The organism is Cupriavidus sp. DF5525 (assembly GCF_040149425.2).
Taxonomy (GTDB): Bacteria; Pseudomonadota; Gammaproteobacteria; order Burkholderiales; family Burkholderiaceae; genus Cupriavidus; species Cupriavidus pickettii_A.
Genome location: NZ_CP168265.1, coordinates 3,605,957 through 3,626,063, shown reverse-complemented (window position 1 = coordinate 3,626,063; position 20,107 = coordinate 3,605,957). Strand labels below are relative to the sequence as shown.

Genomic DNA, 20,107 nt, shown 5'->3' with positions numbered 1-20,107 from the left:
GGGCGGGAGGCCACCGTGTCGTCACCTCATCCGCTCAACCAGGCTGTCATCGCCCAAGCGCTGCACGATCTGCGCAATGGCCAATTGCGTCGCTGCAAGGCGATGGGCTTCGGCGAAGAAGATCTGGAGGCGCTCAAGCATCCGGCGCAGGTCAGTGTGCTGGTCAACGCCACGGTGTCGTGGTGTTCGGTCTCGGTCAACCGCGAGGTGCTGAAGCGGCTGCTGAGCCAGGTACATGACGTGGAGCAGGAAATCGCCACGGTGGATCGCATGCTGCGCCTGGGCGCAAGCACGGAGATGGTAAGCCGTTTCTACGGGCTCACGCATCAAGAAGTCGCATTGCGGCGCGACATTCTCCGCTTGCCCAAACGTAAGGGTCGGCACCCGGTGCTGGACGAAGCACAGGGCACCATCCTGTGGAAGCGCTGGAAAGCCGGGGTCAGCGAGCGTCATATCGCGTTGGGCGACGATCTGGCCATGCTGGGCCTGACGATGGACCTGGCCGAGACCCTGACGTTGCCGATGTCGGTGGTCTGGGCGGCGATACGGAATTGGATCGACGAGGGGCTGGTGTAGAGCATGGCGACGGGCGGCGCACCACGGCGCGGTGCCGCGGCAGCAAGGTGCGCAACCCGGCCGGCTACTTTTTTGGCATCCTCCAGAAGGCAATTCGCGGAAAGTTCAAGACCTGGGCCGGTGAAGGAGAATCGGCGCCGCCGCAGCAGCGCCCCACAGCACCCACGCCGCCGTCACCGCCTATCGCACGAATGGTGCCGGCCGCGAGGCGCCGCACGCGCATACATGGCGCAGCTCCGAGCCTCCCTGCATGATTCGTGAGGGGCGCTATCCCCAGGGGATAGGTGGAGCGACGTCCTTCCTCCGCATTCGATTGCTCCTATCGCACCACGGCCGAAACTGTCGCCTGAGAATAAGAAAGAACCCGAGGCGCACGACGCCACGCCGACCACCGACATGACGACACCATCCACCGACGACGTGCAACCGGTGCAGAGAGAGGTTCAGCGCATGCTGGGCCGCTGCCTGCTGCGCCTTCAGCAGTACGAACGCCTGATGAAAGCCATTGTGGCACACCACGACATCTCCGGGCCGGCGCATTCGCTGGAGGCGATTCGCGTGGCGCGCATCGAGGACACGGCGACCAAGACCCTGGGCACGCTGGTGGGCCAACTGTTCGGATCGTATGTCGTCACGGAGGGCGGTGACGACACCAAGCCCGACGCGGACCTGCCTGGCGACGCGATTTCCTTTCGCACGCGGGTCCAACTGAGCCTGTCCGCCGAGAACTACGCCAAGGCGCAGGCGGACCTCAAGGAGCTGGTGTCGTTGCGCAATACCCTGGTACACCACTTCATCGACCTGCACGACCTTTGGACGGCGGACGGATGCCGCGCAGCACACGATGCACTCACCGCCGCCTATACGCGCGTCGATCAGCACTTCGAGCAACTGCGCGGCTGGGCTGAGCACATGGATCAGGTACGGCGCCTGGCGGCGGAGTTCGCCCAGTCGGATGTGTTTCACGATCTGGTGGTCAACGGCATTGCACCGGACGGCACGGTAGATTGGCCGGTAGCCGGCATCGTTCGCGTTTTGCGCGAGGCCGCCGGGGAACTGGCCGTCGATGGATGGACGCCCATTGCCGCGGCCGGACGGTGGATCTCCGAACGGCATCCCGAGCAACTGCCCGCCAAGTACGGATGCAGCAGTTGGCGCCAGGTGGTACATGAGTGTCGGCTGTTCGAGCTTCGCTATCGAGACGTGGATGGACAGCGGGCCGCCTGGTACAGAGCACGAGAGGTATAGCGCCCACTGCGCGCATGGCGCTGTGCGAGCGCTCCATGAACTGGCCGAACACTGCCGTGCTATCCCCAGGAGATAACTGGCACGCCCGGCCTTCCGCGTCGAACAAAGCGGGCAAGTGCGGGCTGCGGTTTGTTGACTGACGGCCTTCCGGTCGACGCCGATGCTGGCGACTCTTTCCTTCTTCTCGAGTCGTCCAATGGCCAATGAATCCCTGCAACTGAATCTCGGATCGCTGCGCAGCGCGATGTCGCTGACGCTGCACACACACCACGCGTCCCGCATCTGGCGTGGCCGCGCTGCCGCCGAGGGGCGTCCCGGCATCATCGGCCTCAATGGCTACATCAGCGTGATGAGCAAGATGAAGCGCGGCGCCGAGCAGGACGATCCCTACTCGGACTGGTGGATGCTGCGCATCGAGGACAAACTGGCCGACACCAAGACGCATCTGCAGACGCTGCGTGAACAGGTGGACCAGGCGCTGGCCGGCGTGCCTCCGGCGCTCAGCCTGGGTGAGAACCTGAACGTGCAACCGGTGAAACTCCCGCTGTTCGTCAACGCCCAGCTCGGCTTCGCCGCCGTCTACTTGCTGGCCGACTACGATGACCTCGCGCGCAAGCTGATCCTCGCCCACCACACGGCGCTGATCGATCGCAGCACGTTGGAGCGCTGGCTCAACGATGGCGCGCACGCACTGCGCAGCCTATTTTCGCTAGCACAGCAGTATCGCTACTCCGGCACGACGCGCGATGACTTCGCGGCGAAGAACGAGGCGGCGCGTGCGGCGGTGGAGAAGTTCGGCGAGCTGCCGCAGGACGTGCTCGAAGGCACGCACCGCTCGCGCTTTGCGCCACCCATCGCGCGTCGGGACGGTCGCTCCGAATCCTCGGCTGCGCCAACGGCGGCGGGCCCGATTTCCACCTCCATTGATGGCGCAGCCAGCACCGTGGCACGCGACGAGGATGCGACGGAATGACGGCACCTACTATTCCCGTCCAGCCGACTCGCTTCACGGCGCTGGAACAGGCGGACTTCCAGCGACTGGAACACGCGGGCTACCTAAAAGGCCTTTTACAACCTTTTAAAGGTAAGGGGAGCCTGGAGGCCTGGGCCAGCCAGTGCCTGGCGCTGCGCGACAGCTTGATTGTCCTGGCACAGCGGCGCGTGCTGCCCCAGGCGCGGGCCTACCCCTTCAGACTGCTCGACGTGCAACTGGCCCAGCAAACCACTGGCGCAGGGACGACCTTCCTGCGCTGGCGCAATCTCGACCGCTCATCCATGGGCGTGGCCTTGTGGGAATCGCTGCTCGACCGTCCCGCAATACCGGCCTCGCTGATCGACGACCTGTATGCGATGGAGCTGCAGCGCATCGCGCTGAACATGCAGATCAGCCTGACCCACAGCATCGCCCGCCACGCCCTGGAATGCGCCAACAAGATGGCCCAGGCCGAGGCGATTCACCTGCGGCGTATCCATGGCCATGCCGCGTCCACTGCCATCATTCCCAAGGATTCACCATGAGCACACACTTCGTCGGAGGGCAACATCGGTTCTGCGCCGGACTACCGCGAATTCCCCAATGGCAATCACGAGCCGCGCCGGCTGCTGCGCCTGAACGTCTATTTCGACAACCCGATCCCGCGCAAGGACGGCGAGGCGGGCCGCGGCGGCTTCTGGGCGCCGGTGGAACTGCACCGCGATGCCGAGCCACGATGTTCCAGAATGGCATGCGGGTGCTGGTCGCGGGCCACACGGTGCGCGACGAAGGGGAGGATGCCAACGAGAACGTGCGCGTCACGTTCAAGCTCGAGGCCCGGTGCGTGGGCATCCTGCGGTACCGCGTCGACGCCGTGACGCTGAGCGCCAAGCCCGCCGGCGGGCAGTAGTCGCTGTTCTCTACAGCCGCCGAGGGCGGCTGTAGCAATTGTCAGACGTCCGCCATGCGCCAGTGGACTATCCCCTGGGGATAGTTCCATTGCGGTCCACCGGGTTCCTCCCGCCCTCCCGACGCGAATCACCCGCCCCGCAGCGTGCAGCGATCTACGTATACCGCTGCGACAACCGTTCCCCCCTCGATCACAAATTGGTATCCATGCCGTCCGGCTTTCTTGCTGCCGGTCTCATCCGGCGCAGTCATGCTGTCGCCTATCTGATGAACCGCACATTTACAAGGAGGCTTCATGCCCGGGTGCAGACGCCGACGCTGAAGACCTCGGAGGGGCAGCGCAGCGCATCGCGCAGGCGGCGTGAATCTTCTAGGTCATCATGACAGGTCACGCTGAAGCCCACGAACCCGCGCCACGCCGGCCGTATTCGACGGCGGGGCCAAGCTCCCGCATCCCGCGGGATACCCCAGCGCATGTCACCTTCTTCAACGGTGCGCGCGCCTCGCGGTGCTGTCATTGACATGCGAGGCGAGAAGGCCATTCCTCGGCAGACCGCGCTCGGCGCGGTTGCATTGATCCAGGTGCTTCCGTCGATGGCGAGGGGTCTCCTGGCGGCTGGCCGGCCTGTGCCGCAGCGAGCCGCCAGGAGACCCGTCGGGTTGGCGGTATTCGTTGCCGGTGCCCGCCGGTGGAACAACGGGCTCCCTTTGTGCGCGGATGTGTGCCGAAGGATGTCGACCCCAGCCACGATACGGGTCGAGTGCGACTGCTGGTGCAGCAAACGGCTTTGACGACGGCTGCAACAGCCCACAGGTGGTGCCTTCGTCCAAGGCCGAAGGCTTCATGCTTTCGGCCTGTTGTTCTTTGCTTGATCAGAAAACGGCGCCGCGCCGGCGCAAAGCGGCAGCGACGCGGTTTGGCGCGCAACGCGGGCATGGCTTCGCGACCATGCATGAAGCCATGCGCTGCTGACCACCGTCAGCGCCATGCCCAGGCAGCTCCGATCTTCAAGGCTGCAACGCGTCATCGGCGCGTGGATCGAACCGGTCCGTGCTTCGCATCGCCCACCGGGGACGAGCGTCTTCCCGACGCCGATGCTTCTTTCCTCAACCCTTCGGAACGTTTCCGCTCCCGTCAGGGCGTGGGGCTCCCGGTCCTTCCGCCAGGAGAAACCATGTCCCTTGCTATCGCATCGGCGCCTCTGAGTGCCGCACAGGCCCGTGCCGCGTCCATCGGCTATCTGGCCAGGGCTTACACGGGCAAGCGCTTGCCCCTGCAGGTGCTCCTCAGCGCCGCCGGCCACTATATTGGCACTGCCGACCTTGAAGGGCCGGTATCGCGTGAGTCCGTCGAGTATTTCCGCTCGCAGCAGGCGGCAGACCTCGCCCTGGCGACGGGTCGCTGGCAACAGCGGACTCATCCCTGACCCCAGTCACCTGGAGAGATGTCATAAACGAGTCTTGCCCCAAGACGTGCTTGATCGGATCGCGCCGGAAGAACGGCGCTTCGCCAATGCGCCACGGGCTTTCTTCGAGGCCTGGAAGCGCAGCGTGGACATCGCTGGCGGCGAGGGGTTCGGCGACGGCACCCGAGAAGGCCTGCAGCGTGCCATTACGAGACGCCGCTGGTGGTACGAAGCCCCCAACCAGTTGCGACAGCAGCATCGCAAGAAGCAGATGCCGAAATGGCTCGTGGAGGCGCTGCATCTGGCCGGCGCCGCCGATGTGCGCGTGCTGATCTTCGAAGCAGATGCGCAGGTGCTGGACGGACTGCCCTTGCACGACGATGAATAGAGCCTTTCCCCTTTGAGCCCCGCGCGGGGTTCCTTCAGAAGCGTGCCGGCGCGCAGGATGTTGAGCCTCAATGCCCGCCTGCTGGCATCGCCAATCCGGTGGCAGTGTGTTTCCCATTTGGTGCTGCCATTTGCATCGAGTGAGGCGAAGGTCATGGCTCCATGTTCCGGAAAGCCGAATCAAATGCGACTGTCCGCCAGTTCCCTTCACCCTCTTGCCTGTCTCGCCGGGCTGGCAGGGGCCATCCTCACCACGGGCTGTGCGACCACGGTACCACCGCCTGATCTGACGCAGACGCCCAGCACACGCGAGCAGCCCCAGGCGCCGATGTCCGGCATGGACACGTCAGCCGGCCCGGTGCCCGTCTACCGCTACGGGCGCTACACCTTGGTCGAACTGGTGCCGGAGCCGGCGCAGCGCGACCTGATGCAGCAGGTCGTGGAAATCACCATCCCCCCCGCGCTCGACACCACGGTTGGCGACGCCATGCGCCATGTCCTCCAGCGCTCAGGCTACCGGCTGTGCGAGGACCCGGCGGCGGCAACGCTGTATGCGCTGCCGTTGCCTGCTGCCCATCTGCGGTTGGGGCCGCTGGTCCTGCGCGATGCGCTGCTGACCCTCGCTGGTCCGGCGTGGGATATGGCGGTCGATGACACCACCCGCCAGGTCTGCTTCAAGCAAGAGTTGGCGCCCGCCACCACCACCCCGAGGGCACCGGCTGTGGATCGCGCCGAATCCGTCAAACGCATCGCTACTCCAGAGGTGCAACCATGAACGTCCCGAACATTCCGGCCCCGTCCGACCGAGAAGGACGGGCACGCTGGCCCTGGATCGCCGCGGGTGTCTGGCTGCTGCTCGTCAGCGCGCTGACGATCGTCAACAGCGTCGGGTTGTCGCGTCTCACCGAGCAAAGCCGCGCCAGCGCCCAAGATGCTCATGTCCAGGCGCTGGCGACGCGCATCGACGCCCTGGAAGAGCAGGCCGAGGCCGTTAAGCGTCAGCCCGCGCCCGTCACCCGGGCCGATCTCGACGCCACGCGCCAAGCGCTGGACGAGCGCCTGGCGCGTGTCGAGCAGGCTCATACCGCCGATGACCGCGCCAGCGAGGTGCACGCGTTGCAGGCGCGCGTCGGCGTCATCGAGGATCGCCTAAAGAGAGTCGCACCCACCGTGGCCGAGGCACGCAGGCGCGCCGCTGAACCTCCCAAGCCCAAGGTACCCGAGCCGCCGTTCAACGTCGTCGGCCTGGAGCTGCGCGGTGGAGAGCGCTTCCTGTCCGTCGCGGCGCGCGGCGCAGCTTCGGTGCGCGACGCGCGGCTGCTACGTGAGGGCGACACCTTGGGCGCCTGGCACCTCCAGTCCATCGAAGCGCATGCCGCGGTGTTCCGCATCGACGGCCACACGCTGCGCATCGCGATCCCGTAGGAGCGTGCCATGAAGCAAGATTCGCTGCCTGCGGCTGTTCTTGCCATGTTCATGGCTGCCGGCTTACCCCGCGCATACGCACAGGCGGCGCCGCTGGCGACCTCCCGCGTAGCCCAGAGCCAGGTGCTGAACAGCGCCGACGCCGCGCTCGACGAGCGCCAGGCCAAGGATTGGGGGCTGCGTTCCGAGGAATGGGCGCGCTACCGGCAACTGATGCAAGGGCCGCTGGGTATCTATTCCCCTAACCTCGATCCGCTCATGGCCCTGGGCATCGAGGCGCGCAGCGACGAGGAGCGCAACCACTACGCCGGGCTGCAGGTGCAGGCCGAGTCACGGCGCGTGAACAAGACGCTCGCCTACCAGCGGGCCTACGACGCGGCTTGGAAGCGTCTCTATTCGGGCCAGCAGCGCGTAAATCTGCCGGGTGCACAGGCACCAAGCGCCGGCAACAGGGGCTCCGGTCGCCTAGCCGTCTTCGTCAAGGCCGACTGCGCGCCGTGCGACCAGCGCGTGCGCCAGTTGCAGGCGGCCGGCACGGCCTTCGATGTCTATATGGTCGGCAGCCGCCAGGACGATGCGCGCATCCGCCAGTGGGCGACCCAGGCCGGCATCGACCCGTCCCGGGTGCGCGCACGCACGATCACGCTCAACCATGATGCCGGGCGCTGGCTGACCCTCGGCGTGCCGGGTGAGCTGCCGGCTGTGGTACGTGAGGTGAACGGCGAATGGCAGCGGCAGTAGGTGCGCCCTCCGCGTTGCGCGCCGCGCTCCTGCTTGGCGCTTGCGTCTGGGCCTCGGTTGCTTGCGCGCAAGAGCTGCCACCACCGGCCTACCAGATTGCCGCGCAGCAGGCAGGCGTGCCGTCGCCGGTGCTGTACGCGGTGGCCTTGCAGGAGACCGGCACCAGGCTGCGTGGCCGTTTGATCCCTTGGCCGTGGACGCTCAATGTCGCTGGCAGGTCCGAGCGTTATGCCACGCCGGCCCAGACCTGCGCCGGCTTGCGCAGGGCGCTCGCCCGCATCCCGGCCAACCGGATCGACGCCGGCCTCGGGCAGGTCAATCTCGGCTACCAAGCGCACCGCTACAGCCACCCCTGCGAGCTGCTCGACCCTTACCGGAATCTTGCGATTGCCGCGCAAATCCTCAAGGAGCAGCACATAGAGGGCGAGGACTGGCTGGTCGCCATCGGGCGCTACCACCATCCAGCCGGCGGCGCACCGGCCGCCCGCTACCGCCGCAGCGTCCGCCAGTACCTCGTCCGCGTGCTGGGTCCGCGCACAACGCTTTCTGTCACCAAAGTTACCAAGCCATGAACCGCATGCTCTTCACTACCGCCCTGGGGCTGCTCATTGCCACCACCGCCACGGCGCAATCGACCACCCAACCGCTGATCGTTGTCGAGGACCGCGGCGGCGTCTCGGCGCTGCCGTACTACCAGACATTGAATCCTCAGGGCGCGGGTCCGGCCAAGCCGGCCGCGCCGATGCCGGCACCCCGCATCGGAGGTCCGGCAGAAGCCGAGGCGGCCATGCTGCCGGTGCGCTCGGCACGGCTGTCACCGGGTGATGAACCGCGCCGCGTCATTCGCGCGCCGGGCCTCACACCATTGTTCCTGATCGGCGACGATGACCGCTCCCGCGCTTGGCTCCTGCAGCGCCGGGGGGCGTTGCAAGAGCTGCGCGCGGTGGGGCTGGTAGTCAACGTGGCCTCGCCCGAAGCGCTGGCCGCGCTGCGCCGCCTCGCGCCGGGCCTGATGCTGTCGCCGGCCTCGGGCGACGACATGGCTCAGCGGCTGGGCATCCGTCACTACCCGGTACTGATCACCTCCACCGGCATCGAGCCGTGATGTGAAACGCCGACCATGGCCAAGTCCCGGAACATCGAGGTTTTGCTGCGGCCAGCGGTGGAGCTATACACCGTCGCGGTTTGTGCGGGAGCCGCATTGCTGTGCCTGTTGGCACCGTGGTCGCTCGCGCTGAGCCCCTTGCTGGGCCCGGGCAGCGCGCTGATGTTCCTCACCTTCGGTGCCATCCGGCTGAGGGACGCCTGGGCCATCCTCCGCTACCGACGCAACATCCGCAGGCTACCGCGCTACGTGATGACCAGCCGCGACGTGCCCGTCAGCCAACAGCGGCTATTCGTCGGCAGGGGCTTTCGATGGGATCAGCGCCACACGCACCGGCTTATGCAGACCTATCGGGCGGAGTTCCGCCGCTACGTGGAACCGACAGCGATCTACCGAGCGGCACGGCGGATTGAGCAGCGGCTGGAGTTCGCGCCATTCCCTGTTTCCGGGCTGGCGAAGGCTTTGGCCTGGGACAGTCCACTCAATCCGGCGCGGCCGCTGCCGCCGCTCGGCGGCCTGCCACGCCTGCACGGCATCGAGCCGAACGAGGTCGACGTCACGCTTCCGCTGGGCGAGCGGGTCGGCCACACGCTGGTGCTGGGCACCACGCGCGTGGGCAAGACCCGCCTGGCCGAGCTGTTCATCACCCAGGACATCCGCCGCAAGGCGGGCGGCCAGCACGAGGTGGTGATCGTCTTCGACCCAAAGGGGGACGCAGACCTGCTCAAACGTATGTACGTGGAGGCCAGGCGTGCCGGAAGGGAAGGGGAGTTCTACGCCTTTCACCTGGGCTGGCCGGATATCTCGGCACGTTACAACGCTGTGGGCCGCTTCGACCGTATATCGGAGGTTGCCACGCGCATTGCGGGCCAGCTTTCGGGCGAGGGCAACAGCGCAGCGTTCCGCGAGTTCGCCTGGCGCTTTGTCAACATCATCGCGCGCGCCCTGGTCGAACTGGGTCAGCGTCCCGACTACCTGCTGATCCAGCGCCACGTCATCAACATCGACGCGCTGTTCATCGAGTACGCCCAGCATTTCTTCGCCAAGAGCGAGCCGAAAGCCTGGGAGATCATCGTGCAGCTCGAGGCGCGGCTGAACGACAGGAACATTCCGCGCAACATGATCGGCCGCGAGAAGCGGGTCGTGGCGCTGGAGCAGTACCTCTCGCAGGTGCACATCTACGACCCCGTGCTCGATGGTCTGCGCAGTGCAGTGCGCTACGATCGCACCTATTTCGACAAGATCGTTGCGAGCCTGCTGCCACTGTTGGAGAAGCTGACCACTGGAAAGATCGCGCAACTGCTCGCGCCAAACTACTCGGACCTGAGCGACCTGCGGCCCATCTTCGATTGGATGCAGATCATCCGCAAGCGCGCAGTGGTTTACGTCGGCCTGGACGCGCTCTCGGACGCGGAAGTCGCGGCCGCCGTGGGCAACTCGATGTTCAGCGACCTGGTATCAGTGGCTGGTCACATCTACAAGTTCGGTATCGACGAAGGTCTGCCGGGCGCATCGACCGGCGTGAAGGTGCCAATCAACGTCCACGCTGACGAGTTCAACGAACTGATGGGCGACGAGTTCATGCCGATGATCAACAAGGGCGGCGGCGCCGGGGTTCAAGTGACGGCCTACACGCAGACGCTCTCTGACATCGAGGCGCGCATCGGCAGCCGCGCCAAGGCCGGGCAGGTGGTCGGCAACTTCAATAACCTGTTCATGCTGCGCGTGCGCGAGACCGCCACGGCCGAACTGCTGACGCGGCAACTGCCCAAGGTCGAGGTGTATGCCACCACGGTGACGAGCGGCGCGACCGACAGCTCCGACCCGACCGGCAATACCGCCTTCACCTCCAACACCCAGGATCGCATCAGCAGCACCAGCGTGCCGCTGATCGAGCCCGCGCACGTGGTCGCCTTGCCCAAGGGACAATGCTTCGCGCTGATTGAGGGCGGCAATCTGTGGAAGATCCGCATGCCGCTGCCGGCACCCGATCCCGACGAGGCCATGCCCAGGGACCTGCAGGAGCTGGCCGGCTACATGCGGCAGCACTATGTCGAGGCCGGCGACTGGTGGGCGAGCCAGGGCGTCCCCGGCCTGCAGGACCAGGCGCTACCCGACGATCTGCTGGCGAACTTTCAGCAGATGGCCGCGGCCGATGAGGCTGGCCACGAAGGCGCCCCAACATGAGCGATCCGGCCGCCGCAGCGCAGCGCCAGCAGGTCCACCAACAGGGGCTGATCGCGGGCCTTATCACCTTGCCGTTCCGCTTCTTCGGCGTGCTATGCGGCTCGCTGCTCCTGTGCATCGTGATCGAGTGCATCGGGGTACACTTCTTCTGGCCGCAGGAGAGCTGGCGTCACGCCCAGGGCATGCTCAACCACGAGTTGACCCTGGTGTCGGAGAGCTTTACGCGTAGCGTGCTGGTGCAGGAACCAGGCCGCACCGCCCGGCATCTTGTCGAGCTGGCCTACGACTGTCTTTTCGTGAAAAGCGGGCTGCTCGACTGGATACGCGATGCCGCCAGCCACGCCAGCGCCGGTGTCCGCAGCCAGGCCCATGACTTGCGCTACTACCTGGGCATGGTCTATGTGCATGTGGAGCGCTACTTGATCGCCTCGGCCTACACCGCGCTCGTGTTTCTCGTGCGGCTGCTGGTGCTGACGCTGACCTTGCCGCTGTTCCTGATGGCCGCCTTCGTCGGCCTGGTGGATGGGTTGGTTCGGCGCGACGTGCGCAGCTTCGGAGCCGGCCGAGAGACGGGATTCGTCTACCACCGAGCGAAGGCCAGCCTGATGCCGCTGGCCATCCTGCCGTGGGTTACTTACCTGGCACTGCCGGTAAGCGTCCATCCGCTGCTGATCCTGTTGCCCAGCGCAGCTATGTTCGGCGTAGCCGTGTGCATCGCAGCAGCGACGTTCAAGAAGTACCTCTAGGCGACTCTAGGCGGTGGACGTCTGCGGTTTCGCCTTGGCGGCAATCATCAACATGCGCTTCAACCCGACGATGAGGCTGGCGCTGCCCACCACCAGCCTCATCGAGACCGGGGGGCATGGCGACGTACAAGTTCCGTGCGCTCATGCCTTCCGTGTTCAGCAGCACCGCCACCTCCGCTTCTAGATCCTCGAGCAACAAGAGCCTGGTGCCGACAGTTGCACGTCGGACGACACGTTGAATCGCGCCGGGTTGGCCGGCCAGGCCTCGTCATAGGCGAAGGCGCAGTTCTCAAGGCCGGCCTTGCCGGACATAGACGAGCGAATCGACCGGCAGGCCCGCCTTGCCAATGCACAACCGGATCTGCTGAAACAGGTAATAACTGCTTCCAAGGAAGCTCTAAGAAGAGAAACGGCTTCCGATGAGCACCCTAAATGGGGCCGCTGGCGGGACATGGCGCCATCAATCCGGTCGCGCAGAAGTTCTTTTTCTCTACTGCGCCTGACCGAGGCGCGCCGCAGCATCGACGCCATTCACTTCACCGGGGAATGGCACGATGAAACAGACCTGCCGACGCAATGGCACGTGGCCGCGTGCAATGGTCATGCTGCTCCTGGCGCTGACCCTCTCGTTTTCGGACGTGCGTGCGGCCATTGCCTCCGATGGCGCCCTAGAGCGTGAGGAGCTCGCCGCTCTGGCACGCCAGATCGAACTGGCTGACCGCCTGGCAGAGCACGCCGCCAACACCGCGCTGAATGAACGTGCTCGCTACCACTTCGATTACGCCCGGCTGCGTGCGGACCTCAAGCGCGTCCGCGCAGGCGTGCAGGACTACCTCGTCCCGCAGCGAGCCCAGCCGCGCGATCCCGTTCCGCTGGCCGGCGACTACGTGCACCGCGATGAACGGCAGGAGTCATCGCCATGACGCCTTCCGCCGATCAGGTCGCCGCATTCCAGGCCAACGGCGGTTTCACGCCCGCGACCGTCTCCACCGTTGTCCTCGGCTTCGTCTTCGCCGTCCTGCTGCTGTGGGGCGCTTGGGCGATGCGTACCGCCTATGTCGGTTGGGCCGAGAACCGAATAACTCAGCGCCAGTTCCTCGGTGTGGTCGTACGCTTCGTCGCGATGTACCTGGTGCTGAGCTTCTTCCTCCTGTCCTGACCACCACGAAACGTTGAATCGCCATGAACACTTGTTCGACTTCCCATCGCGCCGCACGCACTGCTGCCATGCTCGTTTCGCTGGGCATCACGGCCACGCCGCTGGCCTCGTTCGCCGGCTTGCCGACCATGGAAGACCCATCGCGCGGCGCGGGTAAGGGCATCCTGCAAACGCTGCAGAACTACGGCTACGACATCGTGATGCTCATTGCGCTGCTGGTGGTTGCCTCGATGTTCATCGGGGTCTGCTACCACGCTTATACGCGTTACGCCGAGATCCACACCGGCCGTGCCACCTGGGGCCAGTTCGGCCTCACGGTGGCGGTGGGCGCTATGCTGCTGATCGTTGGCATCTGGCTGCTGACCAAGGCGGCCGGTGTGCTCTGAGGGCCGGCACCGATGGCCAGCTACCCGCAAATCCCGAGGCAGGCTCAACATGATGGCCCGGGGGATGGGCTCGTGACCTTCCTGCCGCATCGTTTGAACCGCCATCCAATGGTCGTACGCGGATTGACCGCCGACGAGCTGTGGGTCTGCGCCGGTCTGTCGGCCGTAGCCGGCTTCCTGGCCAGCTTGCCGCTGGCTTGGCTGACCCACAGTATCGCCATGGTGCCGACACTGATCGTCGTCGGCATCGGGATCGGCGTCTTCGCGGGTGGCGGCTTGCTGCGCCGACAAAAGCGCGGTCGGCCCGACACCTGGCTGTACCGCCAGCTCCAGTGGCGGCTCGCGCTGCGCTACCCCTCGCTGGTTGCCCATGTGGGGGGACGGCAGGGGGGGCGGCAGCTCATCACTCGCTCCGGCCGGTGGATCACGCGACGCCAGCAGCCTTCCATGTCCGTCCGTCGAGGTCCTGCATGAGCCGGTTCAAGAACGAAGTCATGCACCTGCAGGCGCATGTCAAAACCTTGCGCCTCGGTGCCGCCGCGCTTTTCGTCGTTGCGCTGCTGATGGGGTTCGGCTGGTGGAGCGCGCCGCAGAGCCTGACCATCCACGTGCCCCCGGACCTGCGTTCGGGCAGCACCCGCAAGTGGTGGGACGTGCCACCGGAAAGCGTCTATGCCTTCACCTTCTACATATGGCAGCAGGCCCAGCGCTGGCCGACCAATGGCGAGGAAGACTACCCGCGCAACCTCAAGGCCCTGTCCGCCTACTTCACGCCGAGCTGCCTGTCCTTCCTGCAACAGGACTACGAATTCCGGCGCAACAACGGCGAGCTGCGCCAGCGCGTGCGCGGCATCTACGAAATTCCCGGTCGAGGCTACGGCGACGATCCCGCGTCGCGCGTGCAAGTTGTGTCGGCGAACGATTGGATCGTCATGCTCGACGTGAGCGCCGACGAGTACTTGGGCGCCGAGCAGGTCAAGCGCGCATTGGTGCGCTACGCCTTGAAGGTCGTGCGCATGGATGTCGATCCGGAGCACAACCCCTTCGGTCTGGCCGTGGACTGCTACACGAGCGCGCCGCAGCGCATTGAACTTGCGCCGGCACCTGCGTCGGCCAGCCAACCCGCCGCTGCCACCCAATTGCAAGGAGGAGCCCCATGAAGCGCCTTATCGTGCCAGCCCTGGCCGGCTTCCTGCTCAGCATGGGGCTCGTCTGCACCGGCCACGCCGTGGAGATCCTGCGCTGGGAGCGTTTGCCCCTGGCCGTGCCGCTCGTGGTCGGCCAGGAGCGCGTGATCTTCATCGACCGCAACGTGCGAATCGGTCTGCCGGAGAGCATCCGATCGCACCTGCGCGTGCAGAGCGCGGGCGGCGCGATCTATCTGCGCGCAAGCGAGCCGATTCCGCCCTCTCGGTTGCAACTGCAGGATGTGAACTCCGGGGTGCTGATCCTGCTCGACATCGCTGCCGAGCCGGCCAAGGCGGGCCAGCCGGCGCTGGAGCCCGTGCGCATCGTCGCGGGCGATGGGACATCTTCCCCCGCCAAAGCCCTGGCCGGTACCGTCACAAGCGAGGACGAGCCTCGCGACACGGCCAGCGCGGCCGCGCGGCGCGCGACCCCGGTGCCCGTGGTGCTGACACGCTATGCGGCACAGAACCTCTATGCACCGCTGCGGACGGTGGAGGCGGTGGCCGGCATCGGCCGCGTGAACCCACGCCGCGATCTGGCTCTGCACACCTTGCTGCCCACGCTCCCGGTGCGCGCGCAGGCGCTGGCCGCGTGGCGGCTCGAGGACCAGTGGGTGACGGCTGTGAAGCTCACCAACACTTCGGCACGGCACCTGGTGCTCGACCCGCGCGCACTGCAGGGCGATTTCGTCGCGGCAACCTTCCAACATGCGGCCCTGGGGCCGGCCGGCCAGTCGGCCGATACCACCGTGGTCTACCTCGTTACCCGTGGCCATGGCCTGGCCGAGTCGCTGTTGCCGAAGGTGGCTCCCATCGACGCCGCCGTGAACCTGCCGGCGGCAGCCGCGGCCGGCCAGGCCGAAGGAGGAGGTGCCCGTAATGAAAAGTAACCCCCTCCTCAAGTGGTTGCTGATCCCGATGGTGCTACTGGTGGTCTTCGTCGGCATCAAGCTCTTCTCGGGGGATCGTGGCGCCAAGCTCGCTCAGCCCGGTGCTGCCAATCCGCTCACGCCTGAAGAGATGAAGGCCGTGGGTATCGAGGGCGACACGCCGCGCGACACCGTTGCCACGCTGGTCGCCCAGGTCAAGCAGCTGCGCAATGAACTACAGACAGCGCTCAACGACAACAAGAACCAGAAGGCCGAGAACGAGCGCATGCGCACCCGCGAGAGCGCGATCGACCAACGCATCCAGACCGCATTGGATGGCGAGCGCGGCCGCCTGCAACAGGAGCGCGATCAGATCGCCAACGATCGTCAGCAGACGCAGGGCCAGTTGCAAGACCTGCAGCGGCGCCTCGACGGGCTTTCCGGCAAGGGCAGGCAGTCCGACCTGCCCATCGGGCTGGGCCTGGAGGAGGGCGATGGCAAGAACTTCGGCGGCGGCCAGGGCGGCGGTGCTCGCAGCAGTGGCGGCACGCGCTGGGTGGAGCCGGACGACGCCACGCCCTCCAAGAGCGGTGGTGCAGGTGCCGGCCCGAACCTGCCCACCAGCTTCGGACCCGCGCAGAAGACCCTGACGGATACGGCCGACAGCATTACGAGCACCGTCGATGAGGGCGGCAGCCGCGCCGTGGAGGCCTTCGCCAAGCCGGTCTACACGGTGCCGTCCAACTCGACGCTGATGGGGGCGATTGCCATGACAGCGCTGATCGGACGTGTGCCGATCGACGGTACGGTGAACGACCCGTATCCCTTCAAGGTGCTGATCGGTCCGGACAACCTCACCGCCAACGGCATCGACATCCCCGACGTGGCCGGCGCCGTGGTCAGCGGCACCGCCTCGGGCGACTGGACGCTTTCATGCGTGCGCGGCCAGGTCCGCAGCGTGACCTTCGTTTTCCAGGACGGGACCATCCGCACCGTGCCGGAGAAGAGCTCGCGCAGCCAGGGCGCCAACGGTGGCCAGGCCGGCAGCAACGGCACGGACGGCAGCGCCACACGGGGCGCCTTGGGCTGGATCAGCGATCCCTATGGCATTCCCTGCGTCTCCGGCGAGCGGCGCAACAACGCGCAGCAGTACCTCGGTTCGCAGGCGTTGATTACCGCCGCGGGTGCCGGCGTGGGCTCGCTCATCAAGTCCGACAACGGTAGCGTGGCCGTGGTCTCCAACAGCAACGGCTCGCTCGGCACGGTGGGTATCTCCGGCAACGAGGCCATGGGCCGCATCCTGGCCGGTGGTGTGCGCGACATGGCCGATTGGGTCAACAAGCTCTACGGGCAGGCGTTTGCCGCCATCTACGTGCAGCCTGGTGCCAAGGTCGCCGTCCATCTGGAGCAGCCCCTCAACATCGACTACGACGCCAAGGGGCGGCGGGTCAATCACCGCATTGGAGAAGCTCATGCGTCGGATCTGGACTGAAGCGGCCGCAACCCTGATCGCGGTCATGGTGCTGGGAGGGTGTGCCACCAGCAAGGACAAGCTGCTGCCGCAGGGCGATCACACCATGCTCGATATCTGGAACCAGGAGGCCGGCGGCAGTGCGGGCGGTGGCCAGCCCGCCGGGCAACTGCTCGATGTGCGCCAGGGCTTGCGCCGGCCGGTGATCGAAGCCGACGTACAGGGCATGCCCGCGACCAATGCGGCCTACACCCGCACCGCCGCCAACGAGATCTACCGCCAGTTCCACCGACTGCCGAACCCGGACCTCGTGATGTACGTCTTCCCGCACCTAGCTGGCACCGATCCGGTGCCGGTGCCCGGCTACACCACGGTGTTCCCGCTCTACCAGCGGGTGCAGTACGCGATGCCGGGCGAACGCCTGGAGGACTACTGATGATCCGGTCCGTTCCCTTCTTTCGGGCGCGCCAGGCCGAAAGGCCAACCGGTGCTGACGCGCCAGCCGACGACGCCTGGACCCGGCATGTGTCGTCGCTGGCCGCGCATGGCATTACCGAGCCCGGCAGCGCGTTGGCCGCCGGCCGCCGCAACCCGGCCACCGAGGCGGACGCCCAGGCGCTCTATGACGTCGCCCCGTCCTTCGCCGATCTGCTGCCCTGGGTGGAATACCTGCCCGAATCGATGAGCATGCTGCTGGAGGACGGCCAGTCGGTCGCGGCCTTCTTCGAGCTGGCCCCTGTCGGCACTGAAGGGCGCGAGCTGGCCTGGCTGTGGCAGGCGCGCGACGCGCTGGAGAACGCGCTGCAGGATTCCTTCGATGAACTCGACGAGCACCCCTGGGTGGTCCAGCTCTATGCCCAGGACGAGGCGAACTGGGACGGCTATTTGCGCACGCTGGCAGACTACGTCCGGCCGCGCGCTCAGGGCATCGCCTTCAGCGAGTTCTATCTGCGCTTCCTCGCGCACCATCTGCGCGCGATCGCCAAGCCCGGCGGGCTGTTCGAGGACACCACGGTGACACGCTTGCCGTGGCGCGGCCAGGTCCGGCGCGTGCGCATGGTGGTCTTCCGGCGCGCACCAACGACAGCGGTCTCCCGGCGCGGCCAATCGCCCGAGCAGTCCCTGTCCACGATCTGTGATCGACTCGTGGGCGGGCTCGCCAATGCGGGCGTGAAGGCCCGCCGCATGCATGCGGCCGACATCCACGACTGGCTGCTGCGCTGGTTCAACCCGCATCCGACCCTGCTGGGGCCGAGTGCTGAAGATCGTGAGCGCTTCTACGCGCTGACCCGCTATCCCGAGGCGAGGGAAACAGGCGAGATCGAACTGGCTAGCGGCGACTTTGCCCAGCGCCTGTTCTTCGGGCAGCCGTGCTCGGACGTGGTCAACGGCGCCTGGCTCTTCGACGGGATGCCGCATCGGGTCATTGTGATGGACCGGCTGCGCATGCCCCCGGCGACGGGACACATCACCGGCGAGACCCGCAAGGGCGGCGATGCAGTCAATGCGCTGTTCGACCAGATGCCGGAAGACACGGTGATGTGTCTCACCCTGGTCGCCACGCCTCAGGACGTGCTGGAGGCGCACCTGAACCACGTGAGCAAGAAATCGGTGGGGGAGACGCTGGCCTCGGAGCAGACTCGCCAGGACGTGCAGCAAGCACGCAGCCTGATCGGCAGCGCGCACAAGCTCTACCGCGGCGCGCTGGCCTTCTACCTACGCGGGCGCGACCTGCAGCAACTCGACGCCCGCGGCCTGCAACTGGTCAACGTCATGCTCAACGCCGGTCTGCAGCTGGTGCGCGAGGAAGACGAGGTTGCGCCGCTCAACAGCTACCTGCGCTGGTTGCCCTGCGTCTTCGACCCGGCCCTGGACAAGCGGCAGTGGTACACCCAGCTCATGTTCGCGCAGCACGCCGCGAACTTGGCGCCGGTCTGGGGCCGCAGCCAGGGCACGGGGCATCCGGGCATCACCTTCTTCAACCGTGGCGGCGGGCCGATCACCTTCGATCCGCTCAACCGGCTGGATCGGCAGATGAACGCGCATCTGTTTCTGTTCGGCCCCACCGGCTCGGGCAAGAGTGCCACGCTCAACAATATCCTAAACCAGATCACGGCGATCTACCGGCCGCGCCTGTTCATCGTCGAGGCGGGCAACAGCTTCGGCCTTTTCGGCGACTTCGCCACGCGCCTGGGCCTGTCGGTGCACCGCGTCAAGCTCGCCCCCGGCGCCGGCATGAGCCTGGCCCCTTTCGCCGACGCCTGGCGTCTGGTGGACACGCCTGGCCAAGTGCAAACGCTGGATGCCGACGACCTCGACGAGGACCGCGACGAGACAACACAGGTCACGGACGATGATGAGCAGCGCGACGTGCTTGGCGAACTGGAAATCACGGCGCGGCTGATGATCACCGGCGGCGAGGACAAGGAAGAGGCCCGGATGACGCGCGCCGACCGCAGCCTCATCCGCCAGTGCATTCTCGACGCGGCCCAGCGTTGTGTGGCCGACAAGCGCACGGTACTCACGCGCGACGTGCGCGACGCGCTGCGCGGGCGCGCTAACGACACGACACTGCCCGAGGTCCGTCGCGCCCGGTTGCTGGAGATGGCCGACGCGATGGACATGTTCTGCCAAGGCGTGGATGGCGAGATGTTCGACCGACCCGGCACGCCCTGGCCCGAAGCCGACATCACCATCGTCGATCTGGCCACATTCGCGCGCGAGGGCTACAACGCCCAGCTCTCCATCGCCTACATCAGCCTCATCAACACGGTGAACAACATCGCCGAGCGCGACCAGTTTCTGGGGCGGCCGATCATCAACGTGACCGATGAGGGGCACATCATCACCAAGAACCCGCTGCTCGCACCCTACGTAGTCAAGATCACCAAGATGTGGCGCAAGCTCGGCGCCTGGTACTGGCTCGCGACCCAGAACATCGACGACCTGCCCAAGGCGGCCGAACCGATGCTCAACATGATCGAGTGGTGGATCTGCCTGTCGATGCCGCCGGACGAGGTAGAGAAGATGGCGCGCTTCCGCGAGCTGAACCCGGCGCAGAAGGCGCTGATGCTGTCGGCGCGCAAGGAGGCCAGCAAGTTCAGTGAGGGCGTGATCCTGTCCAAATCGATGGAAGTGCTGTTCCGTGCGGTGCCACCCAGCCTCTACCTGGCGCTGGCCCAGACCGAACCGGAGGAGAAGGCCGAGCGCTTCCAGTTGATGCAGCAATATGGCATCGGCGAACTGGATGCAGCCTTCAAGGTGGCTGAGAGGATCGACCGCGCCCGCGGCATCGAGTCGCTTCCGCTCGATGTGCTGGCGCCGTAAGGAGC

General features: G+C 66.3%; 23 protein-coding genes. All 23 read left to right on the top strand.

What is annotated here, in order from left to right:
• Window positions 1-15: 15 nt before the first annotated feature.
• The 23 genes from ABNX08_RS16960 to ABNX08_RS16850 all read left to right on the top strand — a co-directional run bounded on the left by ABNX08_RS16960 (window position 16) and on the right by ABNX08_RS16850 (window position 20,102).
• Window positions 16-576 carry a DUF2857 domain-containing protein gene (locus ABNX08_RS16960; protein WP_349608013.1) on the top strand — a complete coding sequence of 187 codons (561 nt, stop codon included), beginning with the start codon at window positions 16-18 and terminating at the stop codon, window positions 574-576.
• 495 nt (window positions 577-1,071) lie between these two features.
• On the top strand, window positions 1,072-1,824 hold the full coding sequence (locus tag ABNX08_RS16955) for an OST-HTH/LOTUS domain-containing protein (protein ID WP_349608072.1): 753 nt from the start codon (window positions 1,072-1,074) through the stop codon (window positions 1,822-1,824).
• 196 nt (window positions 1,825-2,020) lie between these two features.
• Entirely contained in the window at window positions 2,021-2,797 is a 777-nt protein-coding gene (locus ABNX08_RS16950; RefSeq protein WP_349608074.1) for a PFL_4669 family integrating conjugative element protein, read from the top strand.
• Window positions 2,794-3,342 carry a DUF3158 family protein gene (locus ABNX08_RS16945; protein WP_349608015.1) on the top strand — a complete coding sequence of 183 codons (549 nt, stop codon included), beginning with the start codon at window positions 2,794-2,796 and terminating at the stop codon, window positions 3,340-3,342. Before ABNX08_RS16950 ends, ABNX08_RS16945 begins: the two co-directional genes overlap by 4 nt.
• Window positions 3,343-3,366: 24 nt before the next feature.
• Window positions 3,367-3,675 (top strand): hypothetical protein, encoded by a 309-nt coding sequence (locus tag ABNX08_RS16940; protein ID WP_367576175.1) that lies wholly within the window; start codon window positions 3,367-3,369, stop codon window positions 3,673-3,675.
• A gap of 1,206 nt (window positions 3,676-4,881) precedes the next feature.
• Window positions 4,882-5,133: a hypothetical protein gene (locus ABNX08_RS16935; protein WP_349608017.1), complete on the top strand. Its 252-nt coding sequence runs from the start codon at window positions 4,882-4,884 to the stop codon at window positions 5,131-5,133.
• A 34-nt stretch (window positions 5,134-5,167) separates the two neighbouring features.
• Window positions 5,168-5,500 (top strand): hypothetical protein, encoded by a 333-nt coding sequence (locus tag ABNX08_RS16930; RefSeq protein ID WP_374063616.1) that lies wholly within the window; start codon window positions 5,168-5,170, stop codon window positions 5,498-5,500.
• A 183-nt stretch (window positions 5,501-5,683) separates the two neighbouring features.
• Complete coding sequence (locus tag ABNX08_RS16925; RefSeq protein WP_349608078.1) at window positions 5,684-6,274, top strand: PilL N-terminal domain-containing protein; 591 nt, start codon at window positions 5,684-5,686, stop codon at window positions 6,272-6,274.
• Window positions 6,271-6,924 carry a hypothetical protein gene (locus tag ABNX08_RS16920; protein WP_022536276.1) on the top strand — a complete coding sequence of 218 codons (654 nt, stop codon included), beginning with the start codon at window positions 6,271-6,273 and terminating at the stop codon, window positions 6,922-6,924. The genes ABNX08_RS16925 and ABNX08_RS16920 overlap by 4 nt, the downstream gene beginning before the upstream one ends.
• A 45-nt stretch (window positions 6,925-6,969) precedes the next feature.
• Window positions 6,970-7,665: a TIGR03759 family integrating conjugative element protein gene (locus ABNX08_RS16915; RefSeq protein WP_374063682.1), complete on the top strand. Its 696-nt coding sequence runs from the start codon at window positions 6,970-6,972 to the stop codon at window positions 7,663-7,665.
• Entirely contained in the window at window positions 7,650-8,237 is a 588-nt protein-coding gene (locus ABNX08_RS16910; RefSeq protein ID WP_349608021.1) for a lytic transglycosylase domain-containing protein, read from the top strand. The genes ABNX08_RS16915 and ABNX08_RS16910 overlap by 16 nt, the downstream gene beginning before the upstream one ends.
• Window positions 8,234-8,770, top strand: a complete 537-nt coding sequence (locus ABNX08_RS16905; protein ID WP_349608023.1) for an integrating conjugative element protein — start codon at window positions 8,234-8,236, stop codon at window positions 8,768-8,770. Before ABNX08_RS16910 ends, ABNX08_RS16905 begins: the two co-directional genes overlap by 4 nt.
• 15 nt (window positions 8,771-8,785) lie before the next feature.
• Window positions 8,786-10,957 carry a type IV conjugative transfer system coupling protein TraD gene (gene traD / locus ABNX08_RS16900; RefSeq protein ID WP_349608025.1) on the top strand — a complete coding sequence of 724 codons (2,172 nt, stop codon included), beginning with the start codon at window positions 8,786-8,788 and terminating at the stop codon, window positions 10,955-10,957.
• Window positions 10,954-11,703, top strand: coding sequence for a TIGR03747 family integrating conjugative element membrane protein (locus ABNX08_RS16895; RefSeq protein WP_349608027.1), 750 nt, complete (start codon window positions 10,954-10,956; stop codon window positions 11,701-11,703). The genes traD and ABNX08_RS16895 overlap by 4 nt, the downstream gene beginning before the upstream one ends.
• Window positions 11,704-12,257: 554 nt before the next feature.
• Window positions 12,258-12,626, top strand: coding sequence for an RAQPRD family integrative conjugative element protein (locus ABNX08_RS16890; RefSeq protein WP_349608029.1), 369 nt, complete (start codon window positions 12,258-12,260; stop codon window positions 12,624-12,626).
• Entirely contained in the window at window positions 12,623-12,862 is a 240-nt protein-coding gene (locus ABNX08_RS16885) for a TIGR03758 family integrating conjugative element protein (protein WP_349608031.1), read from the top strand. Before ABNX08_RS16890 ends, ABNX08_RS16885 begins: the two co-directional genes overlap by 4 nt.
• A 23-nt stretch (window positions 12,863-12,885) precedes the next feature.
• Window positions 12,886-13,248: a TIGR03745 family integrating conjugative element membrane protein gene (locus ABNX08_RS16880; RefSeq protein ID WP_022536265.1), complete on the top strand. Its 363-nt coding sequence runs from the start codon at window positions 12,886-12,888 to the stop codon at window positions 13,246-13,248.
• Between the two features lie 12 nt (window positions 13,249-13,260).
• Window positions 13,261-13,722 carry a TIGR03750 family conjugal transfer protein gene (locus ABNX08_RS16875; protein ID WP_349608033.1) on the top strand — a complete coding sequence of 154 codons (462 nt, stop codon included), beginning with the start codon at window positions 13,261-13,263 and terminating at the stop codon, window positions 13,720-13,722.
• Window positions 13,719-14,408, top strand: a complete 690-nt coding sequence (locus ABNX08_RS16870; protein ID WP_349608035.1) for a PFL_4703 family integrating conjugative element protein — start codon at window positions 13,719-13,721, stop codon at window positions 14,406-14,408. Before ABNX08_RS16875 ends, ABNX08_RS16870 begins: the two co-directional genes overlap by 4 nt.
• Window positions 14,405-15,325: a TIGR03749 family integrating conjugative element protein gene (locus ABNX08_RS16865; RefSeq protein WP_349608037.1), complete on the top strand. Its 921-nt coding sequence runs from the start codon at window positions 14,405-14,407 to the stop codon at window positions 15,323-15,325. The genes ABNX08_RS16870 and ABNX08_RS16865 overlap by 4 nt, the downstream gene beginning before the upstream one ends.
• On the top strand, window positions 15,315-16,796 hold the full coding sequence (locus tag ABNX08_RS16860; protein ID WP_349608039.1) for a TIGR03752 family integrating conjugative element protein: 1,482 nt from the start codon (window positions 15,315-15,317) through the stop codon (window positions 16,794-16,796). Before ABNX08_RS16865 ends, ABNX08_RS16860 begins: the two co-directional genes overlap by 11 nt.
• Window positions 16,777-17,211 (top strand): TIGR03751 family conjugal transfer lipoprotein, encoded by a 435-nt coding sequence (locus tag ABNX08_RS16855; RefSeq protein ID WP_349608041.1) that lies wholly within the window; start codon window positions 16,777-16,779, stop codon window positions 17,209-17,211. Before ABNX08_RS16860 ends, ABNX08_RS16855 begins: the two co-directional genes overlap by 20 nt.
• On the top strand, window positions 17,211-20,102 hold the full coding sequence (locus ABNX08_RS16850; RefSeq protein WP_349608043.1) for a conjugative transfer ATPase: 2,892 nt from the start codon (window positions 17,211-17,213) through the stop codon (window positions 20,100-20,102). Before ABNX08_RS16855 ends, ABNX08_RS16850 begins: the two co-directional genes overlap by 1 nt.
• Window positions 20,103-20,107: the final 5 nt, after the last annotated feature.